Origin of the sequence: Sorangium sp. So ce327 (assembly GCF_051530205.1) — a bacterium.
Taxonomy (GTDB): Bacteria; Myxococcota_A; Polyangia; order Polyangiales; family Polyangiaceae; genus Sorangium; species Sorangium cellulosum_B.
The window spans coordinates 5,267,101-5,291,255 of sequence record NZ_CP150330.1 but is presented as its reverse complement, the minus strand read 5'-3'; the positions used below and the strand labels follow the sequence as shown (position 1 = coordinate 5,291,255).

General features: G+C 71.2%; 14 protein-coding genes. 4 read left to right on the top strand and 10 right to left on the bottom strand.

Features of this window, described 5'->3' with window-relative positions:
* Positions 1-11 precede the first annotated feature (11 nt).
* The 3 genes from WME95_RS19795 (at position 12) to WME95_RS19785 (ending at position 5,304) form a co-directional block, all read left to right on the top strand.
* Positions 12-542, top strand: coding sequence for a pyridoxamine 5'-phosphate oxidase family protein (locus WME95_RS19795; RefSeq protein ID WP_437909894.1), 531 nt, complete (start codon positions 12-14; stop codon positions 540-542).
* A gap of 151 nt (positions 543-693) precedes the next feature.
* Positions 694-1,791: an AI-2E family transporter gene (locus tag WME95_RS19790; protein ID WP_437909893.1), complete on the top strand. Its 1,098-nt coding sequence runs from the start codon at positions 694-696 to the stop codon at positions 1,789-1,791.
* 45 nt (positions 1,792-1,836) lie between these two features.
* Positions 1,837-5,304, top strand: coding sequence for an ATP-binding protein (locus WME95_RS19785; protein ID WP_437909892.1), 3,468 nt, complete (start codon positions 1,837-1,839; stop codon positions 5,302-5,304).
* Here WME95_RS19785 and WME95_RS19780 read toward each other — a convergent pair.
* Together WME95_RS19780 and WME95_RS19775 are read right to left on the bottom strand one after the other, a co-directional pair.
* Entirely contained in the window at positions 5,256-6,014 is a 759-nt protein-coding gene (locus WME95_RS19780) for a hypothetical protein (RefSeq protein WP_437909891.1), read from the bottom strand. The two genes, WME95_RS19785 and WME95_RS19780, sit on opposite strands and share 49 nt — an antisense overlap.
* 126 nt (positions 6,015-6,140) lie before the next feature.
* On the bottom strand, positions 6,141-7,016 hold the full coding sequence (locus WME95_RS19775; RefSeq protein ID WP_437553731.1) for an Fpg/Nei family DNA glycosylase: 876 nt from the start codon (positions 7,014-7,016) through the stop codon (positions 6,141-6,143).
* Positions 7,017-7,183: 167 nt separating this feature from the next.
* Between WME95_RS19775 and WME95_RS19770 the strand changes: the two genes are divergently transcribed.
* Positions 7,184-8,437 (top strand): AgmX/PglI C-terminal domain-containing protein, encoded by a 1,254-nt coding sequence (locus WME95_RS19770; RefSeq protein WP_437909890.1) that lies wholly within the window; start codon positions 7,184-7,186, stop codon positions 8,435-8,437.
* Between the two features lie 56 nt (positions 8,438-8,493).
* Here WME95_RS19770 and WME95_RS19765 read toward each other — a convergent pair whose 3' ends face one another.
* From WME95_RS19765 to WME95_RS19730, 8 genes are all read right to left on the bottom strand, one after another.
* Positions 8,494-10,095 (bottom strand): PAS domain-containing protein, encoded by a 1,602-nt coding sequence (locus WME95_RS19765; RefSeq protein WP_437909889.1) that lies wholly within the window; start codon positions 10,093-10,095, stop codon positions 8,494-8,496.
* A gap of 208 nt (positions 10,096-10,303) precedes the next feature.
* Positions 10,304-11,401 (bottom strand): PAS domain-containing protein, encoded by a 1,098-nt coding sequence (locus WME95_RS19760; RefSeq protein WP_437909888.1) that lies wholly within the window; start codon positions 11,399-11,401, stop codon positions 10,304-10,306.
* A 219-nt stretch (positions 11,402-11,620) separates the two neighbouring features.
* Complete coding sequence (locus WME95_RS19755) at positions 11,621-12,553, bottom strand: AraC family transcriptional regulator (RefSeq protein WP_437909887.1); 933 nt, start codon at positions 12,551-12,553, stop codon at positions 11,621-11,623.
* Positions 12,554-12,630: 77 nt separating this feature from the next.
* The gene (locus WME95_RS19750) at positions 12,631-18,720 is read right to left on the bottom strand and encodes an AAA family ATPase (protein WP_437909886.1); all 6,090 of its coding nucleotides are present in this window, start codon (positions 18,718-18,720) and stop codon (positions 12,631-12,633) included.
* A gap of 199 nt (positions 18,721-18,919) precedes the next feature.
* Complete coding sequence (locus WME95_RS19745) at positions 18,920-20,800, bottom strand: serine/threonine-protein kinase (protein WP_437909885.1); 1,881 nt, start codon at positions 20,798-20,800, stop codon at positions 18,920-18,922.
* Between the two features lie 150 nt (positions 20,801-20,950).
* Complete coding sequence (locus WME95_RS19740; RefSeq protein ID WP_437909884.1) at positions 20,951-21,268, bottom strand: Rieske (2Fe-2S) protein; 318 nt, start codon at positions 21,266-21,268, stop codon at positions 20,951-20,953.
* Between the two features lie 11 nt (positions 21,269-21,279).
* Positions 21,280-23,724: a nitrite reductase large subunit NirB gene (gene nirB, locus WME95_RS19735; RefSeq protein ID WP_437909883.1), complete on the bottom strand. Its 2,445-nt coding sequence runs from the start codon at positions 23,722-23,724 to the stop codon at positions 21,280-21,282.
* 3 nt (positions 23,725-23,727) lie between these two features.
* Entirely contained in the window at positions 23,728-24,072 is a 345-nt protein-coding gene (locus WME95_RS19730) for a hypothetical protein (RefSeq protein WP_012236117.1), read from the bottom strand.
* Positions 24,073-24,155 lie beyond the last annotated feature (83 nt).

Below are 24,155 nucleotides of genomic sequence, written 5' to 3'. Positions count from 1 at the left end.
TGGAGGAAACCATGGAAACTGGATCGCGGGAGAAGCTGCTGGAGATCCTCAAGAAGTTCCGGACTGCCATGCTCGTCACGCACGCCAGCCAGGGGGCGCTGCGGGCGCGTCCGATGGCGCTCATGAAGGTCGACAGCGACACCGGAGACGTCTGGTTCATGACGAGCATCGACTCGGGCAAGGTCGATGAGATCGAGTCGCAGCCCGAGGTGAATATGACCCTCCAGGAGGGGCGCCGCTTCCTGTCGCTGTCGGGCAGCGCCTCGATCGTGCGGAGTCGGACGAAGATCGAGGCGCTGTGGTCGGAGGAGGCCAAGGTGTTCTTCCCGCAGGGCAAGGACGATCCCTCCCTCGCGCTCATCCACGTGAGCCCGCGCGAGGGCGAGTACTGGGACAACGAAGGCGCGGCCGGGCTCAGGTTCCTCGTCGAGGCGGTCAAGGCGTACGTCACCGGGACGACGCCGAAGACCGACGCCGCCCAGCACGGCGCGGTGCCGCTGAACGGCGGGCAAGCCGGCGATGCCCGGGTGTCCGCGCGATAGCGATCCACGCCGTCGCGCCGCGGCTCGGGCGGGACGGAGCGTGGCGCACCCCTTGCTCTTACTCGAGGAGACTGCGCCGCGCTCCGCTCCACCGGAGCGGAGGTGACGCGAGAACCCGTCAGCAGCGAGGTTGGGCATGGGGATCTTCACGATGTCTCGTCGAGCTCAGATGGTCGTGGTCGCGGCGGCGGCGGTCGTCGTCATCGTCGGGCTGCGCTACGCGGAGCCGTTCCTCGTGCCGGTGCTGTTCGGCGTCGCGCTCGCGGCGATCTCGTCGCCCATCGCGACCTGGGTGACCCGCCGCGGGCTGCCCGCGGCCCTCGGGGCGCTGGCCGCGCTCGTGGTCGATCTGGCGATCCTTGTCTTCGTCGGGGCGGTGGTCACCATCGCCGGGGTGGAGCTCGAGGAGAAGGTGCCGGTCTACCTGGTCCGGATGTCCTCGATGACCGAGGCGCTCGCCATGACGCTCACGGAGCGCGGCTTCCCGGTGAACCCGGAGTTCCTCTCACGCACGCTGCACACGGCGTCCCTGGTCCCCCTCCTCGGCGGGGCCGCGGTCACGGTCGCCAGCGCGGCGTCGAGCCTCGGGGTGGTGCTCCTCGTCGTGTTCTTCGCGCTCTGCGAGGGCGCCGGCGCGGGCGCGAAGGTGCGACGGCTGCTCTCGACCCCTTCGCGCGGGCTCGAGCACGTCGATCGCATCGTCCGGGAGGTGAAGAAGTATCTCGTCGTGAAGACGCTGACGAGCCTGCTCGTCGCCGTCCTCGCCTATGTGCTCCTGGTCCTCCTGGGCGTGGACCTGGCGCTCCTCCTGGCGTCGAGCCTGTTCGTCCTGCACTTCATCCCCAACATCGGCGCGGCGGTCGCGACGATCCCGGCCGTGCTCGCCGCGCTGGCAAGCCAGGGCCCCGGCACCGCGGCCCTCGTGGCCATCGGGTACCTGCTGATCAACCTGCTGGTGGGCAACGTGCTCGAGCCGCGCGTGCTCGGGCGGACCCTGGGCCTGTCGCCGCTCGCCGTCCTGATCGGCATGCTCTTCTGGGGCTGGCTCTGGGGGCCGGCGGGCGCGCTCCTGTCGGTGCCCATCATGATGGTCGCGAAGATCACGCTGGAGAACGTGGAAGGGCTCTCGTGGGTCGCGCGCATCATGGAGCCCGCGCCCGAGGAGCCAGAGACAGCGCCCGTCAGCGGCGAGCCGGCGCCAAGCTCGCTGCTGCGTCCGAGCGTCGCGGGGGCGCGGAGATCCGGGTAGCGATACGTGGTCTCGTGCACCAGGTCTTCTCTCGAAGATCTGGTCATGTCCATGAGACTCATCGCAAGCACGGAGCCGCAACAGCGTTCGGAGAGCGAGCAGGCGCTGCCAGCAAGCCCCGATTTCCGAGCGATCTTCGAGGGGCTCCCCGCCTGTTACTTCGTACTCAATCCGGACTTCACCATCGTCGCGGTGAGCGACGCCTTTCTCCGGGCCGCGAACACCCGGCGTGAGGACCTCCTGGGTCGCCACCTCTTCGATGCCTTCCCGGACAATCCGGACGATCCGAACGCGACCGGCACGAGGAACCTGCGCGCCTCGATCGAGCGTGTGCTCGAGACGCGCGCCCCCGACACCATGGCCGTGCAGAAATACGATATCCCGCGCCCCGAAGCGGAGGGAGGCGGCTTCGAGGAACGGTACTGGTGCCCCATGAACTCGCCCCTCATGGGGCCGGACGGCAGGGTCGCGTACATCATCCATCGCACCGAGGACGTGACCGAGTTCGTCCGCCTGAAGCAGCGCGGGATCGAGCAGACCCGGCGCACGGAGGAGCTGAAGATGCGTGCGGAGCGGGTCGAGGCCGAGGTCTTCCTCCGGGCGCAGGAGATCCAGCGCGCGAACGAGCAGCTCCGCGTGGCGAACGAGCGGCTCAGCCGGCTCGACGAGCTCAAGACCAGGTTCTTCTCGAACGTGAGCCACGAGTTCCGGACGCCGCTCACGCTCATGCTCTGCCCGATCGACGAGCTCCTGACCGGCGCGCCCGGCGGCCTCACCGGCAGGCAGCGCGAGCTCGTCGAGCTCGCGCGCCGCAATGCGCGGCGGCTCCTCAAGCTCGTGAACACCCTGCTCGACTTCGTCCGGATCGAGACCGCCCGGATGCAGATGGTCTTCGAGGCGCTCGACCTCTCGGCGCTGACCGCGGAGGTGGCGAACGCGTTCCGCGGGGCCATGCAGCGGGCGGGGCTCCGGCTCGTGGTGGACTGCCCGCCGCTTCCGGAGCCGATCTACGTCGATCGCGAGATGTGGGAGAAGATCGTCCTCAACCTCATCTCGAACGCGTTCAAGTTCACGTTCGAGGGGGAGATCACGATCTCGCTCCGGTGGGGCGGCGACCACGTGACCCTCGAGGTCCGCGATACGGGGACGGGCATCCCCGCCGACGAGCTCCCCCGGATCTTCGAGCGCTTCCACCGGGTCCACGGGGCGCGCGGGCGGAGCCACGAGGGCTCCGGCATCGGCCTCGCGCTCGTGCGGGAGCTCGTCCGGTTCCACACGGGCGACGTCCAGGCGACGAGCAAGGTCGGTCGTGGCAGCTCGTTCACCGTCCGCATCCCCGCCGGATCAGCGCACGTGCCCGCGGCGCGCATCGGCGCCGACCGGGAGCTCGGCATGACGGCCGTGACGGTCCAGGCGTTCGTGGAGGAAGCGTCGCACTGGGGATCCGTGGCCGCGCCGTCGGCGGAGCTGCCGGTCGGGTCACCGGCCAGCGCATGGGACACACGCCCGGCGGAGGGCCCGGTCGGCCACGTCCTGCTCGTCGAGGACAACGCCGACATGCGGAGCTACCTCAGGGACGTCCTTGCGACGCGGTGGACCGTGGAGGCCGTCGAGAACGGCGAAATGGCGCTCGGCGCTGTGCGCTCGCGTGTACCCGATCTCGTGCTCACCGACATCATGATGCCCGGGCTCGACGGGTTCGGCCTCCTCAAGGCGCTGCGGGCCGAGCCGAGGACGAGGCTCGTCCCGGTGGTGTTCATCTCGGCCCGATCTGGCGAGGCGTCGCGCGTGCACGGCGCCGAGGCGGGCGCGGACGATTACCTCGTCAAGCCGTTCTCGGTCCGCGAGCTGCTCGCGCGGGTCGGCGGTCGCATCGAGATCGCCAGGCTGCGCCGCCAGGTCGCCGAGGATATCGAGCGCCTCCGCGAGAGCGAGCAGCGCTTCCGCTCCCTCGCCGACTGCGCCCCCATGATGATCTGGATGTCCGGGCCCTCCGGCGGGTGCGAGTACGTCAACACGACGTGGCTGCGCTTCACGGGGCGCTCCCTCGAAGAGGAGCTGGGGGACGGCTGGCTCGACGCGGTCCACGCGGACGATCGCCCGCTCGTCGCGGGCGCGTGCGCCGAATCGATGGAGACGCACGAGCCGTTCATGCTGGAATGCCAGATGCTCCGCCGGGACGGCGAGAGCCGGTGGGTCGTGACGCAGGGCGCCCCGCGCTTCGGCGCCGCCGGAGCGTTCCTCGGGTTCGTCGGCTCGTCGCTGGACATCACCGAGCGAAAGCGCGTCGAGGACGCGCTGGCCGACGCGGATCGCCGGAAGGACGAGTTCCTGGCCATGCTCGGGCACGAGCTGCGCAACCCCATGGCGCCGATCTGCGTGGCCGTGGAGCTCCTCCGGCGGCGGCGCCGCGGCGGGCCGCCGGATCAGCACGTCGAGGTGATCGCGCGGCAAACGAGGACCTTGATGCGCCTCGTGGACGATCTGCTCGACGTGTCGCGCATCACCCGGGGAAAGATCGAGCTGCGCAGGGAGCGGATCGACGTCAAGGCCGCCGTGACGCGCGCCGTGGAGTCGACGCGCGAGCAGATCGAGGCGCGGCGGCACCAGCTCCGGCTCGCGCTGCCGGCGGCCGCCGTCCACGTCCTCGGGGACGCCGTCCGCCTCGAGCAGATCCTCGTCAACCTGCTCACCAACGCGTGCAAATACACCGACCCTGGGGGCCACATCGGGGTGACGGTCGAGCAGCGCGGCGACCAGGTGGAGCTGCGCGTCCGCGACGACGGGATCGGGATCGCCAGGGAGGTGCTGCCCCATGTCTTCGAGCTGTTCCGTCAGGCGGATCGCAGCCTCGATCGGGCGCCCGGCGGCCTCGGTATCGGGCTGACCATCGTCCGCGATCTGGTCGCCCTCCACGGCGGGAGCATCGAAGCGACGAGCCGGGGGCCAGGGCAAGGCAGCGAGTTCATCGTGCGCCTGCCCGTCGCGGCGGACGAGGGCGTGCCCGCGGCGGCGGACGAGGGCGTGCCCGCGGCGGCCGTCGGGGCGTCGTCCGCGCCCTCGAAGAACGCGGAGCAGCCGTCTCCGGCGGCGAGGAAGCTCCGCGTCCTCATCGTCGAGGACAACGTGGACGCCGCGAGCACCCTCGCCGACGCCTTGCTGGCCCTCGGGCAAGAGGTGTGGATCGCCGGCGACGGCCCGCGCGCGTTGAAGGCCGCGGCGGAGCATCGGCCCGATCTCGTGCTCCTCGACATCGGGCTTCCAGGAATGGACGGCTACGAGGTGGCGCGGCGCCTGAGGGAGGCCGAGCTGTGCTCGGGCGCGCTCATCGCGCTCACGGGGTACGGGCAGGCGTCGGACCGCCGCCGCGCCGAGGCGGCAGGGTTCGACGCCCACTTCGTCAAGCCGATGTCGCTGGACGCGCTCGCCGGGGTCGTCGACGCTGCCGCGGCGTCCGGAGCCCGTCAGGGCGCCGCGGACGGCGCCTGCGCGAGCCCGAAGACGCGCTCGTGACGGGCGCTCACGTGGCAGCCCATGCACGAGGCGACCCGGCCGGCGGAGGTCACCTGGCCTGCGGCCGTGACCGTGCCGTAGACCCAGCCCGCGTCGGTGCCGGGCGTGTCCGGCGCGACCTTGAGCACCACGTAGGCGCCCGCGAGGCGCGACGCGCGGTAGACGCGATCGCCGTCGCGCAGGATGGGATCGAAGTGATCCGCGGACTCTGGCGGCGTGGCGCCGGCGCCCGGGAGGGCGGCCGCCTCGCCGTCCTCCACCAGCTCAGGGACATAGCTCTCCTTGACCAGGACCTGCCCGACCGGCTGGGCGACAGGCGCCTGTCCCGCGACGAGCGGATAGCGATCACGGTGCTTGGCGAACACCGAATAGAGCTTGCGGGCGTGGCCGCCGTCCTCGGCGACGCTCATGCGGACGCGGCCGGGCAGCGGCATCCGGCACAGCCAGGGCGCCCAGCGGAGCTCGTCGTCGACGCGCCCCCAGGGCTTGTAGTCGCGAAAGGCGGCGGCGATGAGCGGGGCGAGGCGGGGGTCGATCTCGGCCTCGGCGGTGCCCGTCGCGGGCGGCGAGCCCGGCGGATCCGCCGAGGAGGAGGAGACGGGGGCCGGAGGGGGCGTTGCGCTCCCGGCGTCGTCCGGGGTGACGGGCTCGTCCAGGGCGTGGCTGCACCCGGGCGCGAGCGCGAGGATCAGGAGCAGGGTGAGGCGCATGGAGCGGATCGTACGATCGGAGCGCCAGAAAGGTCTGCCGGACAGCACGGTTGCGCGCGACGCGCGATCGCTGGGAATCGCCGGCGTCCTCGCGCGCGCCGCAGCGCGCCCCGCCGGCGGCCGAGTTCACGGCGCGGACGGAGCAGGCCCAGCCGGCGGCGGCGCGGTGCGGGTCGGCTGGCAACGGGGACAGAAGTAGGTCGACCGCATCATCGTCCCCTGCCGGAGCATCTGGATCGCGGCGCCGCAGTCGTAGCAGGCGTACCCCTCGCGGCCGTACACGCTGACCGGCCTCCTGCGGTCTCCTCCGGCGCGCGTCGTGCGTTTGGTCATGTAATGTGCGGTCGGCCCACGGTACGCGCTGGCGGCGTCCCGCGGCTCGACGTTGGCTTGCAGGAGGCGGCGGCCGACGTCGAGCATCGCTGAGAGCTCCTCGTCGGAGTACGCCCGGACGGGGGCGAAGGGGTCGAGCCGCGTCCGGAAGAGGAGCTCGCTCTTGTAGATGTTGCCGATGCCGGCGACGACGCGCTGGTCCATGACGGCGACGCCGAGCGGCACCTCGTCGAGGGCGCGCAGGCGGCGGAGCGCCTCGGCGGCGTCGAAGGCGTCGCCGAGCAGATCTGGGCCGAGGGCGCCGAGGAGGCGGTCGCCCCGCAGGGCGCTCGCGCGGAGCAGCCGCGCGACGGGCGCGCGGAAGCAGACGGCGACGTAGCCCGGGACCGCGAGGATGGCCGACGCCGTCGCCTCGGACCGCTTCCAGCGCTCGCCCTCGCGGTAGAGGTGCCAGACCCCGCTCATGCGCAGGTGGGTGTGGAGGACGGTCCCCTCGTCGAAGAAGATCAGGAGGTTCTTGCCGCGCGCCTCCACGCGCTCGACGCGGCGGCCGACGAGCCGACGGCACGGCTGGTCGCTCCGGGGCAGCTCCAGCGCGACGACGGGCGCGCCCGTGAGCGCGGGGCCGAGGGCGGCGGCGATGCGGAAGAGGGTGTCGCCTTCAGGCATGAGCGGTGTCCGGAGGCTCTGGTGCGGACCGGCCGGATCGCAAGGGGCACGAGCGGAAGAGCCAGGCCCTCACCGCATCGCCGGCCTCGCTTCGCGCTCGCCGGAACATGTATGCTCGCATCCTCGGTTCGCGGCAGTTCAGCGTCGCGACCCTGGAGAGCTGCTCGATGCCTCACCCGACCTGGTGCCCCATCGCCCTGCTGGCGGCGTCGCTCTGCGCGTGCGCCGCGCCTGCGCCCCCGCGCCCGCCGACCGAGCGTCCGATCGCCGTACCCATCGCGCCCGCGGCGCCGCCCGTCGCTCCGGACGCCCCGCCCGACGCAGCCTCGCCGCCGGAGGTCGAGATCCGAGGCCACCAGATCCTCCTGGACGGCCGGCTCGTCGGCGACGCGAAGCGCATCGCCGAGCTCGGCCAGCTGACCAAGGTCGATGAGCTGTTCGTGCAGCTGGAGGCGCGCCGCGCCCGCGAGAGCGACCGCGGCGCGCCCGCGCAGGGAGAGATCGCCGTCGTCGCGGACGGATCGGTCGCCTGGATCGTTATCGAGAGCGTCTCCCGCACGGCGGCCTTCGCGGGCTACCCCGTGGCGCTGCTGCGCACCGGCGTGGGCGGGCTCCGTTTCCGCGTGCCCACGCCGGGCGCTCCCGAGGAGAGCAACTCGGAGCCGCCGTGGTTCGAGATCGCCGTCGATGTCCGCGAACGCGACGTGGAGGTGAGCCTCTTCGAGCTGACCGTCGCCCCGCCGAGCGCCTCGGAGGGCGGCGGCTTCGTCCGGACGCTCGTGAAGCGCGATGTCGTGGGCCCGCAGCGGGAACGCGCCTCCGCCGCGCTCGCGGAGCTCGCCGAAGCCGCGTGCGCGAAGGCGCCGCGGACCTGCCTCGACCGCATCGGCCTGCGCGCCGTGCCAGGAGCCAGCTTCGCCGACATCAAGGAGGTCGTGTCGACCACCCTGGGCCGCGCACGGCAATGGAAGGAGCGACCGCCGGGCTCGAATCCGGAGATCCTCATGATCCGAGCCCTCCCCCGCGAAGGCCGGTTCACCGGCCCGCCAGGATCGCCGCCCTCGTTTCGCGCGCTCTCGATGGAGGTCTCGGGCCGCCTGCACCCCGAGGAGATCCGGAACGTCGTGCGCGCGCGCTTCGGCGCGCTGCGCAGATGCTACGAAGCCGGGCTGCTCCGCGATCCCAACCTCGCTGGCCGGATCGCGGTGCGCTTCGTCATCGGCAGGGACGGCAAGGTGACGGCCGTCGCCGAGGACGCTCCGCAGCCGAACAGCCCCCCGCCGCCGCCCGCGATCGCGTCCATGCCGGATCGCGCGGTCGTGAGCTGCGTGCTGCGCGAGTTCGAGAAGTTCACGTTCCCGGCGCCCGAGGGCGGCGTCGTGACGGTGGTGTATCCCATCATGTTCTCGCCAAGCTCGTGACGCCGACGCGGTGGCGCGAGCGGCCGTCTCGCGCGGCGCGGACGGCTCCGTCGCGCTCAGGCCTTTCGATCCGCGCGCGCGCAGATCACATACCCCTTCCGCGCCAGCGCATGCCGGAACCCGGCTTGCAGGTCCCGGTGCGTCGCGAGCTTGCCGAGCTCGATGCCGAGCTCGATCACGGTGCGGGCGATGCTGGGCGACGCGCCGACGACGCTGCACTCGGCCCCGAGGAGCCCCGCGGCGCGCGTGGCCTGGAGCAGGTGGTTGGCCACCGCGCTGTCGACCGACGTGACGCCGGTGATATCGATGATGACGAACTCGGCGTGGTGCCGCTCGACCGCGGCGACGAGCGACTCCACGAGCTGGGCGCCGCGCGAGCTGTCCATCTGGCCGACGAGCGGGACGACGAGGATGCCGGGGTGGATGGGGATGCTCGGCGTCGAGAGCTCCTGGATGAGCTCGATCAGCCGCCGCTGCGTCTCCAGGAGGATCGACTCCTGGCGCTTCGCGTCCTCGATCTTCTTGCGCTCGGTGATGTCCTCGACGAGCCCGAGCAGATAACGGCCCTTGCCCCTGGCGTCCTCCATGGGGATGAACCGGGCGCGACCGATGCGGTCCCCGAAGCGCTTCGAGGGGACGCGGAGCTCCGGGAACTCGACCGGTACGCCCCCCGCAAGGACGTCGCGGCTCTCGGCGTCGATCTTCGCGGCCAGCGCCTGCGGCAACAAGTCGCTGGCGCGCAAGCCGATCAGCTCCCCCGGCGCGTGGCCATGGAACTCCTCGAACTTCCTGTTCACCCGCACATAGCGGAGCTCCGCCGCATCCTTGACGAAGAGCATCAGCGGGAGGTGCTCGATGATGCCGTCGAGGAGGAGGCGCGCGCTCTCGAGCGACGCCTCCGTCGCCCTGCGCTCGGTGACATCGTCGTAGACCACGGCGACGCACTCATCTCCCACGGGGAACGACCACGTCGTCATGACGCGCGTGCCCGCTTCCTGGGGGAGGATCACCTCGCTCTCGTCGGTCCCGCCGGTGCGGATCAGCTCCGCCAGGCGCTGAGGAATGCCGATCTGCCGGAGGCTGGGGACGCTCTCGTCCATGGTCCGGCCGAGCATCGCCGCGGTGGGCCGGCTGGCGATCCGCTCGGCGGCGCGGTTCATGTAGACGTACCGGAGCGACCGGTCATCCTCCGGGGCCTCGAGGGCGAGGAAGGTGCAGCCGAGGTGCATGGACTCGACAACCTGCGCGCAGCGGCGCTGGTGCTCCCGGATGCGGCGCTCCCCTCCATCGATGAGGCGGAGCAGGGCGCCGCGGCCGCCGCCGATCGTGCAGGCGAGCCCGCGGAGCACCCACCGCGGCGCGCCGCGGCCCTCGTCCGGGAGGTCGATCTCGGCTCGATCGACCTCGCCCGAGAGGAGCGCCTGGATCCGGGCGACGTCGGCGGCCGCGGGCGCCAGCGACAGGAGCACGCGATCGCCCTCCGGCGACAGCGGCAGGCTCGGCGCCCCGAGCCCCGAGAGGAGGCGATCGAGCTGCTCGTTCTTGCACAGGACGGCGCCCCGCGCGTCGATGACGAGCGCGGGGTCGTCCAGGGCCTCGATCAGGAGACGTGGATCGATGTGAAGAGTCTCTGCGCGATCTTCGGCTGTCGTGTGCACGCACCCACCCCGTGAGCCCAGTGCGAGGGCCGAGCGCGGCCCCCGCTGCTGAACGGTCACAACCGGGCGCATCATCGCCCCGTTCTCGCGCTGCTGCACCCTCCGGATGAGCAGAGTCGCCGAAAAAGGGAGGCGGCGTTCGCGCCGGAGGCGCTCTCCGGCGCCGGAGCGAGCTCGACGGCGCGGGGCCGCCGCGCGTGAAGCCCTGTCAGCTGGCGCGGCTCTGCTGCGGCGGCTGCGGCGCCATCCGCCGGATACAGTAGCTGAGGGCGGCCCGGAGATCGCGTTGCGTCGAGATCGTCGAGAGATCGAGCCCCAGCGCGACCATCGTCTGCGCGACGTTCGGCTTGATGCCGGCGACGATGCCTTCGGCGCCGAGCAGGCGGATCGCCGCCACGAGCTCGATGAGATGGCTCGCCACCTTCGTGTCCACCATGTCGACCCCGGTCAGATCGAGGATCGCGAAATGGGCTTGTTTCTCCGTGATGCGCGCGAGCAGCGCATCCATCACCTCGGCCGTCCGCACGCTGTCGACCACGCCGATCATGGGGAGCGTCAGCACCCCGTTCCACACCTCGATGATCGGCGTGGAGAGGTTGCGAATCACCTCCTGCTGCTTCTCGATCTGAGAGAGCCTGGCCCGCAGCTCTTCCTGCGCGCGCTTCACCGCGGTGACGTCGAGCGAGAACCCGAGCACCGCGTCGACCTCATCGCGCCTGTCGAGCACGGGGACGACCCAGCTCTCCCAGTGGACGCCGTGCGCCGTGGTGTGATCATGGACCATCGTGCCGGCGATAGCCGCCTGCAAGGCGGCGCGCTCTCTCTCGGGATAGAGCTCGATCAGGTTCTTCCCGAGGAGCTCGCCCCTCGCGAGCCCGGCGGCGTCGAGCCCCTTGCCGTCGTGGTAGATGACGGTCCCCTCGGTGTCGATCGCCCAGATGACGACCTGGAGGTTGTCTGCCAGGCCGTCGAGGAGCCGCTCCTTGAGGCTCGGCTCTGCAGGGCTGCTCTCGCCGTCGGCGCCGGCCTGCCGCAACGATCCGTGGATCGTGCCTCCTTCGGGCGCCCGGCTCGCGTTGCACGTCAGCCGCCGGTAAGCGCCCTGGGCGTCCATCAGGCGCACATCGATCTGCACCGGCTCTGTTTGCTCCTTCAGCCGGATCCACGCAGCGGTGAAGTCGGCGCGATCTTCCGCATGGACGAGCGCCGTGAGCGAATTGCCGTGCGCTACCCCGGCCCCCAGCGCCTGACGGAGCGCGCCGCTCGAGTGCAGCACATCCCCGTCGATCCCCGCGATGAAGAGCATCTCTGGACAGGATGCAAGAAATGTATGCAGCAGCCCCGAAGTGGCGTCCGGTTCGTTCGCCATCGTCTCCCTCCCGTATGTCCCCCCTCAACAAGATGGCTTGTATCAGAAGCGCATCGCTGTTGGGAAGCCGCGCTCGCCACGTGATGATGTTGGTGCGATGGACGACGGATCGCGTCCAGCGTCGAGGCCCGGATGAGCTCTCGCGGAGTGCTGCGGTCAGCGGCGCGGCCGCACCTTGAACCAGAGCTCGAGGTCCACGCGGCCGTCCTTCGGCTCGTCCGTGACGTAGTGGTCGTGGACGGTGAAGTCGTCGGGCGCGAGGCTGCTCTCCCTGAACCAGCACGAATAGATGCTGCGATACGCCTCCGAGATCCCGGACACCTCGCCGGCATAGCGGAAGACGGCGTAACGGCCCTCGCTCATCCGGCCGCGGAAGAGCGGGGGCGGCAGCGGGACGGTCTTCGGACAGGGCACGCAGGCGTGGTATCGGCACAGCTCGGGGGCCGTGATCTGCGGGCTGTCGTGCGGGATACCCCAGGCATCCACGGCGTCTTCGCAGAGCCCGAGCTGCCGGGCGGCGTCGATGAGGTCCGACCAGAGCCGCTCGAGGGCCGAGACGTCGTACCCGCCCGGGCTGGCGAGGCATGCGAAGTCGAGCCCGCTCGTGGTCTCGAAGCGGACCCGCGCGCTCCACGCCGCCGCCTCGAGGCGCCGCTCGTCGACCCCGCGCTCGGGCGGGAGCGTGTAGAGCTCTTCCGGCCGAAAGTCCTTTCCGTAGAGCGACGTCAGCTTCCCGATCGCCACGGGGAGTCCGCGCTCCGGGCTCCGCACCTGCGACGGGCTGCAGCCGAAGTGCGCCGCAAACGCCTTCGAGAAGTTCGAGGCGGACGAGTACCCGGACGAGAGCGCCACATCCATGATGCTGCGGTCCGGCTCGTACGCGAGCCGCAGCGCCGACTGCTCGAGCCGCCTCCGGGTGATGAACCGCCCGATCGGCTCGCCGACCGCTGCGTGGAAGACCCGGTGGAAATGGAACTCGCTGAGGCGCGCCGCGCGCGCGACGTCCGCGACCGTGATGGGCCTCTCGAGGTTCGCGGCGATGAAGCGGAGCGCGCGCTCGATCTCGGGCCGGTGGGCGGACTCCGTCACGAGGACCTCGGCGAGGCGGCCATCGGGGCTGCGAGGGGCGTGCCCAGAGCCCGCGGGCCTTCGGCGAACCGCATGCCCTAGTCTACGACGGATCCGGCCGGCACGGCGCTCTCCGGTGGGCTCAGCGGGAGCTCCACCACGAACGTCGCCCCGGCGCCCGGCTTGCTCTGCACCCGGATGGACCCGCCGTGCGACGCGACGATCGAGCGCGCGATGTAGAGCCCGAGCCCGATGCCGCCGAAGTTGCGCACCGACACCGCGCGCTCGAAGCGCTCGAAGATCCTGCCCTGATCGGCCTCCGCGATCCCGATCCCCTCATCCCGGATCACGAGCTGCGCGCGATCCGCCTGCGGCCGCACGCCGATGAAAATAGGCCCGCCTGCGCCGTACTTCATCGCGTTCGACAGGAGGTTGACGACGACCTGCTCCAGGCGATCCGGATCCCAGTGCCCGACCACGGGCGCTCCCAGATCCAGCTGCGTCGGGCAGCGGGCGTCCGCGAGCTGGGGGCGCATCCGCTCGACGACCTCACGCACCAGCGCCGCCAGATCGACCGGCGCCCGCGTGAGCGCCAGCCGCCCGGCGTTCATCCTCGTGACGTCGAGCAGCTCGTCGATCAGGCGCCCGAGCCGCGACGTCTGGCGGCCGAGGATACGGAACATCGCCTCGATCCGCTCCGGGGGAAGGCCTGCGAGCGAGCGGCGGTGCAGCAGGCGCTCTGCCGCCTGCACCTGCATCTGCATCGAGGTCAGCGGGGTCTTGAGCTCGTGAGACGCGACGACGAGGAACTCGTCCCGCCGCGCGATGGCCTCCTGGGCCTCGGTGTACAGGCGGGTATTGTCGAGCACGAGCGCCGCGCGGCGCCCCAGCTCTTCGGCCAGCCGCAGGTCGGCGGGGCCATAACGGCGCTCGGGCGCCGTCGCCAGCAGGGTCATGACGCCGAAGTACCGGTCGCGCGCGAGCAGCGGAACCCGCAGGAACGCGTGGACGCCGAGCCGCTCCCAGGGCGGCCTGACCCGCGGGTCGAGCGAACGCACCTGCTGCAAAAGCGGCGCGGCGCGGCCATCGACCCCCTCGGAGCCGGCCGGCGGCGCTTCTGCCAGGGCGCGCAGCGCGTCCTTCAGCGCTTCCAGCTGCTCGCCGGGCACCCCTGCGACGACCGTCGGGCCCGGTGTCCTGTCCGCCGAGAGCACCTCGACGACACACTGATCCGAGAGCTCGGGCACCGGGAGCTGCGCCACGCTCTCGAAGGTCGCGCTGTACCCCAGCGTCATCAGCTTGCGGCTCGCCTCGGCCAGGAAGCGCTCGGCCTGCTCGGCCCGCTTGCGCTCGGTGATGTCGGTGGAGATGCCGCAGAGCACGCCGGGCATGACCCCCTCGTCGAGGGGGAATTTGATCGACAGGAACGTGTGCAGCCCGTCCTCCAGCGGCACCGTCTCCTCCCACTCCATCGGCGCGCCCGTCTCGAGCACCTTCCGCTCGTGCTCGCGGACCATCTCGGCGAAGGGAGCCGGGAAGAGGTCGGCGTCGGTCCTCCCGAGGAGCTGCTCGCTCGGCATGCCCAGGAGGGCGCCCACCTGCCGGTTGGCGAGCAGGAATCGACCCTCTCGATCCTTGACGTAGACGCTCGCCGCCGAGTTGTCGACGATGGCCTGGAGCATCTTCTGATTGGCCTTGAGCGCCTGCTCCGCCCGCCGCCGCTCGGCGTTCTCCTGCTCCACCTCGGCATAGAGCGTCGCGTTCTCCAGCGAGAACGCCGACTGCGAGGCGAGCAGCTCGACGACGCTGAGCCGCCCGGGGGTGAACGCCCCGGTGGCGAGGTTGTTTTCCAGGTAGAGCAGGCCGATGAGCCGGCCCTGGCGCACGATCGGGAGGCACAGCACCGATCTCGGGCGCTTGCGCCGGAAATACTCATCCTCCACGAAGGGGTGCCGGCCGGCGGCGTCGTCGAGCAGCACGCGATCGTGGCTCCGGCGAACATAGTTGAGGACCGACTGCGGCAACGCAGCCGAAGGCGCCTCGTCCGCATCCAGCAGCCGCACCGCGCCCCCTGGCGTCGCGATCGCCGCGAGCCACAGCTGCTCCTCCCGGACCAGGAGGATACAGCCCTCCTCGGCGCCCGCGTGCTCGACCACGATGCGAAGCAGCATCTCGAGCAGCCGCGAGAGCTTGAGCTCGCCGGAGATGCTCTGCGCGGCCTTCACCACCGACAGGACGTCGAACTGCTCGGCCCGTACGGCGAAGGTGACGGTGGGGGCGATCGGCTTGCGCTCGACGAGGTGAGGGTGGCGCTGATCGAGCTGCTCCACCTTGGCGTGAGCGCCCCAGCGGAAATAGCCGGCGCGGGCGCTTCGCAGGTAGCTGTCGGCGGGCGTCGGGAGGCCGCGCGCGCGGTAGAACTCCGCGGCGAGCTCGCAGGCGATGGCCTCATGCTGGACGAAGCCGCCCTCGCGCGCCGCCGCGATGGCCTGCTCGTAGAGCCGGCTGGCCTCCGGCTCGCGCCCCAGGAGCCGGGCGATCTCGGCGCGGACCAGGGCGTGCTTGTGGAGGAAGTTGTCCGGGCCGCTCCTGGCCCACGCGCCGAGCTGCCGCTCGCACTCGATCAGCTCCTCCAGCTCCTCGGGGAGCACCGGCGGCGGGGACGGCTGCGCCTCGCCCGCGCCGCGCGGCGCGTTGAAGAGGGCCGCGAGCGCGAGCGCGCGATAATAGAAGCTCTCGGCGATGAGCGCGTGCGGACCGACCCTGGGGGGGTGCTCGGCGATCGCGCGGGTCGCCGCCGCGAGCGCCTCTCGGGGAGAGCCGAGCACGAAGAGCGCCTGCGCCTTCAAGCTGTAATAGAAGTCGCGAGCGGCCTCCAGCTCTCCCCCCTCCTCCAGCCGCGCCTCGAAGGCCGGCGGATCCAGCTCGGACCCGTCCGGCATCGAGAAGCGGACCGGCCTCCCGCGCAGCGTCTGGATCATGGCGTGGCCGCCGAGGAGGGCGTTGTGCGCGAACGTGTAACCGACCCTGCGCACGAAGCCGAGGCGCTCCTCGACCTCGTGGAGCACGTCCTCCAGCGGCTCGCCGGAGAGCAGCGGGAACAGCGCGGCCCAGATGCAGTTGAGGCACGCGTTGTTCAGATTGCCGGACTCGACCGCGGCGCCGAAGCCTTCTCGCGTGTACGGATACGTCTCTCTGTAGTGGCGTGTCCAGAAGACGACGTAGTGTCCGAAGAGGATGACCACCACCGATTTCGTGGTGAGGAGGCCGCTCTTCTGCGCCAGGTCGTGGCCGAGCTTGCCGAACAGGTGAGCCTGCTCATATCGCCCGAACCTCGAGCTGATCACCATCGCGAAGGCGGCGTACGCGACAGCGGAGTGCTCGGCGTTGCCGTGGCGCAGGCTGAGCTCGACCATGCGCATGACGCCGAGGTTGTACAGGTTCGGGTCCACGAAGAACGCAGGGAGGGAAACGCTCTGCAGCACGCCCATCGTGATCTTGAACCCCGGGTGCGTCATGGGCGGCAGGTGGATCAGGTCCTCGATGGCCCGATGGCCCAGGGCCTTCCAGACGATCTCGGTCTCCTCCTCGACCTGCGCGTCGGTGGGGTGGAGCGGCAGATCGACGTCGCACGCGCGGAGGCACAAGAGCCCGATCTCCACCGCGCGGGCGTATTGCCCGCGGGTGACGTTCAGCGCGACGGCGAGCTCGACGACGGTCGCCGTCTCGTGCCGGGTCCTCGCGCGATCCATGAGCTCTTCCACGCACCGCTCGGCTTCCTCGAAGCTGCCGGTGATGTACGCGATGTGCGCGCGCTCGAAGGTCAGGCCGTAGGTCAGCTCGTGGCGCGTCTCCCACGAGGCCGGCGCGAGCAGCGCGAGGCCAGCCGCGAAGAGCGCGGCGGCGGACTGGAAGGCCGCGGCCGCCTTGGCCTTTCTGCCGGCGCGGAGGTTCAGCGCGGCGACCTCGTCCCGCTCCGCCTGGCAACGCAGGAGCGCGGCGCCGCGGTTGAGGTGGCCGACGACGTCGAAGAGCGCGTCGTCGCGCTCCTCCGCGCGTCGCGCCCCGAGGAGCAGCCGCCCGATCCCCAGGTGCATCTCGGCGAGCTGTCCCGCCGGGATGAGCGAGTAAGCGGCTTGCTGCACCCGGTCATGGAGGAATCGATAGGCGCCGTCCTGGCGGAGCAGCAGCCCCTCCCGCACGGCCTCCTCGAGCGCGTCGCGGAGCTCCGCCGCCGGGCGGCCCGCGACCACCGCGAGCGTGTCGAGCTCCAGGCTGCTGCCGAGGCACGCGGCGAGCGTGAGCGCGTCCCGCGTCGGGCCCGAGAGCCGCTTCAGCTTGCCCGCCATCAGCTCGACGACGTTGTCGGTGAACTCCTTGTCCCGGATCGCGGCGATGTCCCAGCGCCACCTGCCCTCCTCCGCGTCGAAGGTGATGAGCCCCTCCTGGTGCAGCGCGAGGAGGAACTGGAGCACGAAGAACGGGTTGCCGCCGGTCTTCTCATAGACGAGCCCCGAGAGCGGCTCGGCCTGCTCTGCCGGCGCGTGCGGCGCGTGGACCGTCTCGGCGACGAGCGCCCCGACATGGGTGGCCGAGAGCGGATCGAGGACGAGCTCGACCACGGCGGCGCCGCGCTTCCGCGCCTCGGCCAGCGTGAGCCGCAGCGGGTGCGCGGGGCCGACCTCGTTGTCGCGGTACGCGCCGATCAGCAGGAGGTGCTCGGACCCGGCGTAGGTGGCGAGTTGCTCGAGCAACTGGAGGCTCCCCGCGTCGGCCCACTGCAGATCGTCGAGGAAGAGCGCGACGGGGTGGTCCTTCTGGGCGCACGCCGAGACGAAGCGCTGGAGCGTCGCGTGCAGCCGGCTCTGGGCCTCGGCGGGCGGCAGCTCGGGCACGGGCGGCTGCGGGCCGAGGAGGAGCGTGAGCTCGGGGAGCACGTCGGCGAGCAACCTGCCGCTCTCGCCGAGGGCCTCCCGGAAACGCTGTCTCCAGCCCTCGACCTGCTTCTCGCTCGCGCAGAGGATCTCCTGAAAGAGCGCCCGGAACGCCTGATGGAAGGCGCTGTAGGGGACGTCCCGCGCGGCTTGCTCGAACTTGCCTGACAGGAAGAAGCCGCGCTCCCTCACCACCGGCCGGTGCAGCTCGGCGACGAGCGACGATTTGCCGATGCCCGAGTAGCCCGACACGAGCACGAGCTCCGGCCGGCCGCTCGCGACCACGCGCTCGAACACGGCGAGCAGCGCCGTGAGCTCGCGCTCGCGCCCGTACAGCCGCTGCGGGACCTGGAACCGGTCGGAGAGATCGCGCCCCCCGAGCGCGAAGGGGGGAATGGAGCCGCTCTCCCGCCATCGGGCGAAGCACTCGTCCAGGTCGTGCCGCAGGCCCGCCGCGCTCTGATAACGCTCCTCGGCGGCCTTGGAGAGCAGCTTGAGCACCACCGCGGAGAGCTGCGGGGGAATCGAGGGGACGAGCGCGTGCGGCGGCCGCGGCGCCTGGGCGATGTGGCAATAGACCCACGCGACGGGATCGCCGGCCTGGAACGGCAGCGTGCCCGTCAGCATCTCGTAGAAGACGACGCCCAGGGAGTAGAGATCGGTCCGCTGGTCGATCCAGCGGTTCATCCGGCCTGTCTGCTCCGGGGCCATGTAGGCCAGGGTCCCCTCGATGAGCCCGATGTGCTCGAGGTGCTGGAGCTCGCGGGGTATCCGGGACGCAATCCCCAGGTCGGTGATCTTCACCTCGCCGGTGGCGGGGTTGAGGAGCACGTTCTGCGGCTTGATGTCCTTGTGGACGACGTCGTGCCGATGCAGCCCGGCGAGCGCCTCGACGAGGCGGATGGCGAGGGGGAAGAAGCGCTCGAGCGGGGTCGGCCCATCCTGGAGCCGATCGAGCGACACGCCGCCGAAATCCTCCAGGACCAGCGCCGGCTGTTCGCAGAGCATCGCGAGCCCACAGGGCTTGACGATGGCCGTTGTGTCGAGCGCCCGAGCGATCTCGTATTCGTGGCGAAGCCGCTCGGCGGCGCGAGGGCTCGCGTGATCGCGCCGGAGGACCTTGAGCACCACGGGATGGCCGTCGTCCTCGCGTACACCCCGGTAGAGAACGGTGTCTGAGCCCTCGTAGAGGGTCTCGATGATGGCGTAACGGGACGAAGACCCGTGATCGGACGAGACGGGATTGGTGCCCACGTGAGCCCTGATGCGGGGGATGCGCTGCACATGCTGCCATGGTCGGCGCGCGTCGCCAGCGCTTTGAGCGGGCGGCGCGCCGGCTCTCATCCGTCCTCCGCGAACCCCCAGCGCGCCTCGCCCCACACCGGGCCCGCCCTGTCGATGACATCGTGGCAGGACCTCTGCCCCGCGCGCTGGATCGGGGAATGTCCGCTCATCAGCGGCGCACGAGCGCCTCGCTCCCCGCCAGCGTGCCGCCCAGGGTCCCCCATCGCCCCGCGAGCTGCCGGCCCGCGATCGCATAGCTGACCACGCCGACCTGCTGGCTCGGCGACCAGCCCACGACGAGCTGATCGCCCGAGCGGATGCCCACCCCCTTGAGCGCGCCGGTGCTCAGCGCCCACGTGACGGCGTACGTCTCGCCCGTGGGCACGATGACGACCGTGCCCTTGCGAGCGCCGTCGACGATCCGGTAGCTGCCGACCAGCCCTTCAGGGCCCTCCAGCTCCTCGGAGATCACCTGGCCGGGCCGGTCCGTGGCGATCCACTGCCCGTGGAGGCGGCCGCCGTCGATGCGGTAGGCGGCCGCGCCGTAGGGCCCGCCGCTCGCCCATCCCACGGCGAGCGTCTGCCCCTGCACGAACGCGATCCCCTCGTAGCCCGCGCCCTTCGTGATGATCCAGGCGATGCGGTACGTGTCGCCGCTCCGGGAGAGGAGGACGTTGCCCGAGTAGCTGCCCTGCCCGCCCGGGTTGCGCGACGATACGATGTCGTAGGTGCCGGCCAGATCGACGTCGCTGCTCGCCGCGACGCTCGATGGCCTGGCCGGCGGCGTCGGCGCGCCGCCCGTGGCCGTGGCCGCATCGCCGCTGCCGTACAGCGGCGCCGTCGGCGCGCCGTCGGCCGCGCGGAGGCGCTGGAAGGCCATGAAGCCGAAGGCCATGAGCGCGGCGACGGCGACCACCCCGCCGCCCGCGATCGCGAGGAGAAGGCCCCAGGGGGCCCTGCGCGGGGGCAACGCCGGCACCGGGACGAGCGTACCGCCGCTCATGCCGCCGACGTCGGTGCGGTAGACCCCCGGCTGGGTCGGCGCGGTGATCGGCCCGGAAGGGCCGGAAACCACCGGCGGCGTGGGCATGGAGGGCATGGAGGGCACGGCCGGCAGCGGCGCGGATCTGTGGGCGGCCGCGGCGAGCACGGGGTCGAGCGCCGCCATGGCCTGCGCCGCGTCGGCGAAGCGAGCGCGGACGTCGCGGGCCAGGCACCGGGCGAACCAGGCGTCGAAGCCGGGGGGGATCAGGTGCGCGCAGCCGAGCTGCGCGGCGCGGGAGGACGGCGGATCCAGCGGGCCGAAGAGCACCTCGCGCATGAGCGACATGACCGAGGCGCTCTGCCCGCGGCTCGGCTCGACCCAGTAGAGGCGCGCGGTGAGCAGGTAGAACGCGAGCAGCCCGAGCGCCCACACGTCCGACGCCGGGACGACCTGCGCGGCGAGCTCGGTCTGCTCGGGCGCCATCCAGAGCGGCGTCCCGACCGACGCGGTGATCGACGTCGTCGCCCGCGCCTCGGCCACGATCTTCGCGACGCCGAAGTCGAGCACCTTCACCTTGAAGCGGACGTTCTGCTGCCGCGGCCGCGCGATGAAGATGTTCTCGGGCTTGAGATCGCGGTGGACGACGCCCGCGCGGTGCGCCGCGCCGAGCGCGTGGCACAGCTGCCCCATCAGCTCGCGCACCTCGTCGGGCGGCAGCGCGCCGCGCTGCGCCATCACGGCCGAAAGATCGGCCCCGTCGAGCAGCTCCATGGCCAGCCAGGGCGTCTGCGTCGCGGGATCGACCCCCGCGGCGACGACCTCGACGACGTGATCGCTCTCGATCCGCGCCCCTACCCTCGCCTCCTGCTCGAAGCGCTCGCGGAACCGCGGCTCCTGCGCGAGCTGCGCGTGCATCAGCTTCACCGCGCGCGGCTTGCCCGTCGAGAGCTGCTCGGCGACGAACACGGCGCCCATGCCCCCCTGGCTCAGGGGGCGGACGACGCGGAAATCGCCCCCGAGGACGGCGCCAGGGGCGAGCGGTGCGGCTGTCGTGGGGTCGGCCATGGCGAACGGGAACCCTCCAGGCGACGTCGGGCGACGCGCTCCGGCAGCGTACCCAAAGACGCGCGATCCAGGGGCTCCGCAGAGCGCCGGCGCGGCGGCACGCGCCATCGCGGGCGTGGGGCCGCCCCCCGGGCGCGGGGCGGGCGGCGCTCAGCCCCCGCCGCCCTCGATCCGCACCAGGATCTGGTTCGTCGCGCTCAGACGGACGGGATAGGTCTTGAGCCCCTCCTCGCCGCTCAGGGCCTCTCCCGTCTCCAGGTTGAACTTCTTGGCGTGCAGCGGGCAGATGAGCGTGCAGCCGCCGAGCAGCCCGTCGACCAGCGGGCCGCCGCGGTGCGGGCAGCTCGCCTGCGTGGCGAACACGCGGCCTTCGCGCGTGACGAACACCGCGATGCGCTCCGATCCGACCTCGAACGCGCGCCCCTCGCCCGGCGGGATCGCCGAGAGAGGGCCCAGGGTGATCTCCATCTCTCGCCCCCTCATTGCACGATCGGCAGGACCGATCGGAACTGGTTCGCCGTCTTCGGGGAATTCGCCTCTCGCCACGGATCGCGGTACGCCTCGACCGTCTTCCGCATCTCCTCGTCGAGGCGCGCAGCGATACCCTCGCTGTCGTCCACGATCACCGCCCGGATCTTCTGGATGCCGACGCGCTCCACGAAGCCGTACGTTCGCTCCAGGTACCTGGCGTTCTCGCGGTAGTACTGGATGAATCGCCCCATGAGCTCGAGCGCGTCCTCGTGCGTCTCGACAACACAGAGCACGTCGCCCTTGCGCACGTGGGCGCCGGCCGCGCCGCCCACGTAGATCTCCCACTTGCCGCCCTCCACCGCGACGGCGCCGACGTCCTTCACCATCGCCTCCGAGCAGTTGCGCGGGCAGCCCGCCGTCGCGAGCTTCAGCTTGGCCGGCGTGTCCATCCCCTGGAAGCGCTCTTCTATCTTCAGCGCGAGCGCGATGCTGTCGCCGAGCCCGTATCGACAGAAGTCGCTCCCCACACAGCTCTTGCACGTGCGGTACGATTTGCCGTAAGCGAACCCCGAGGGCATGTCGAGGTCGCGCCATACGGCCGGCAGGTCCTCCTTCTTCACGCCGAGCAGGTCGATGCGCTGGCCGCCCGTCAGCTTCACGAGCGGCACACGGTATTTGTCGACGACGTCCGCGATCTTCCGGAGCTGCGCGGCCGACGTGATGCCACCGGCGATCTGTGGGATCACGCTGAAGGTGCCATCCTTCTGGATGTTGGCGTGCACGCGGTCGTTGATGAAGCGGGCGTCGCGCTCGTCCTCGTAGTCGTGGTGCCATACCGTGCGGAGCAGCGACGCGAGCCCCGGCTTGCTCCCCGGGTCCTCGTTCCCGCCGGCAAGCTCGCGGAAGACGGCGGACACCGACCGTAGCCTCCTCTCGCGGATCGCCTGGACGAGCTCGGGCTTGCTCAGCGGGACGCCAGGCACGTAGTAGCTGGCCGAGGGGTCCTGCTCCGCCGCGCCCCCGCACGCCCACGCCACGACCTCCGAGACGAGCTGCTTGCAGGCGCCGCAGCCCATGCCCGCGCGCGTCGCGTCCATGATGGTCCGGAGCGTCCGCTTGCCGGAGCGCACGCACGCGACGAGGCCCTCCTTGCTGACGCCGTTGCAGTTGCAGACCTGCATCCCTGGCGGCATCTCCTCGATCGTGGCCTGCGGCGAGGGCGCCCCGATGTCGAACAGCAGCGACAGCCGCTCTTCCGGGAGCGGTGTGCTCTTGTCGAACGCCTGCATCAGGTACGCTGCCTTGCTGACGTCGCCAAGGAGGATGCCGCCGAGCAGCCTGCCGTCGCGGATGATGAGCTTCTTGTACGTGCCCTTCTTCGGCTCGAGGAACTGCACGATCTCGTCGCGGTCGTCGGCGGGCTCGGTGATGCCCATCGAGGCGAGCTGGATGCCCATGACCTTCAGCTTCGTGGCGACCTTCGAGCCGGCGTACGAGGCCTTGTCGTTGCGCTTCGTGATGTGGTCGGCCAGCACCTTGCCTTGCTCCCAGAGCGGCGCCACGAGCCCGTAGACCTGCCCCCGGTGCTGCGCGCACTCGCCGACGGCGTAGATCCTCGGGTCGTCGGGCGAGCGCAGGTGGTTGTCCACAACGATCCCGCGCTCGACGGTCAGGCCGGCGCGCAGCGCGATCTCCACGTTTGGCCGGATGCCCGCGGAGATCACCACGAGATCGCAGGCGAGCGCCTCGTCGTCGGCGAAGCGGAGCCCCGTCACGCGGTCGTCTCCGAGCACCTCCTTCGTGCTCTTGTTGAGGTGCACCGTCACGCCGAGCTGCTCGAGCGTCGTCCTCAGGATGCCGCCCGCCGTGGCGTCGAGCTGCTGCCCCATCAGGTGACCGCTGATGTGGACAACGTGGACGTCGAGACCGAAGTTCTGCAGCCCGCGCGCGGCCTCGAGCCCGAGGAGCCCGCCGCCGATGACCGCGGCGCTCCGCTTGCCCCGCGCGTACTGGGCGATCTTGTGGCAATCGTCCAGGCTGCGGAACACGAACACACCGGGCTTCTCCCTGCCGCCCTCCAGACGAACTCCCTGGATCGGCGGGATGTACGGAGAGCTGCCCGTCGCGATGATCAGGTTGTCATACGGTGCCACGACCCCGTGATCGCCGGTCACCTGGCGCGAGTGCCGGTGGATGGCCCGCGCGCGCACGCCCGCGTGGAGCTGGATGCCGTTCTCCCGGTACCAGGCCAGGGGGTTCAGGAAGATCTCGCTCGGATCCTGGGAGCCGTTGAGCACCTCCGAGAGCAGGATGCGGTTGTAATTGCCATACGGCTCGTCGCCGAAGATGGTGATCTCGAACTGGTCGGCGCCGCCCCGCGCGAGGATCTCCTCGACGGTGCGGACGCCGGCCATCCCGTTGCCGATCAACACGAGCTTTCGCTTCTTCTGCATGGCTCAGATCTCCGCCAGGCCGATGTCGATCGTCGCGAGCCCGCGCGCGCCTTCGGGCGCGCCCACGCACAGCTCGATCACGCTCTCCGGGTGGATGTCCTCCACGATCACGAGGGGCACGTGGATCGCCGCCTTGGCGCCGATCGGGAAATAGCGCATCGGGTGGCCGTCGCGCTTGAGGAGCAGGTAGATGAGCTCGGACGTGGAGTTGCCCGCGCGCAGGTAGATGAGCTGAGCGCGCTTGTCCCGCGGGACGGTGTACCCGACCGCCGGACGAAGGGGCACCGGCTGCTCCAGGCCCTGCCCCTCGAACGAGTAGACACCCTGTATGAACCTCGGTGTTTCCAATGTGGCCTCCCGGGCGGATCCATCGGACCCTCGGATGGGCGTGCGCGCCGTACGCCGCCCGGCGCGCGCCGCGCGGCGCTCTG

Excerpts from the sequence above, each read along its gene's own strand:
- WME95_RS19795 (WP_437909894.1), top strand. The coding sequence starts at position 12 with ATGGAAACTGGATCGCGGGAGAAGCTGCTGGAGATCCTCAAGAAGTTC.
- WME95_RS19790 (WP_437909893.1), top strand. The coding sequence starts at position 694 with ATGTCTCGTCGAGCTCAGATGGTCGTGGTCGCGGCGGCGGCGGTCGTC.
- WME95_RS19785 (WP_437909892.1), top strand. The coding sequence starts at position 1,837 with ATGTCCATGAGACTCATCGCAAGCACGGAGCCGCAACAGCGTTCGGAG.
- WME95_RS19780 (WP_437909891.1), bottom strand. The coding sequence starts at position 6,014 with ATGCGCCTCACCCTGCTCCTGATCCTCGCGCTCGCGCCCGGGTGCAGC.
- WME95_RS19775 (WP_437553731.1), bottom strand. The coding sequence starts at position 7,016 with ATGCCTGAAGGCGACACCCTCTTCCGCATCGCCGCCGCCCTCGGCCCC.
- WME95_RS19770 (WP_437909890.1), top strand. The coding sequence starts at position 7,184 with ATGCCTCACCCGACCTGGTGCCCCATCGCCCTGCTGGCGGCGTCGCTC.
- WME95_RS19760 (WP_437909888.1), bottom strand. The coding sequence starts at position 11,401 with ATGCTCTTCATCGCGGGGATCGACGGGGATGTGCTGCACTCGAGCGGC.
- WME95_RS19745 (WP_437909885.1), bottom strand. The coding sequence starts at position 20,800 with ATGGCCGACCCCACGACAGCCGCACCGCTCGCCCCTGGCGCCGTCCTC.
- WME95_RS19740 (WP_437909884.1), bottom strand. The coding sequence starts at position 21,268 with ATGGAGATCACCCTGGGCCCTCTCTCGGCGATCCCGCCGGGCGAGGGG.
- nirB (WP_437909883.1), bottom strand. The coding sequence starts at position 23,724 with ATGCAGAAGAAGCGAAAGCTCGTGTTGATCGGCAACGGGATGGCCGGC.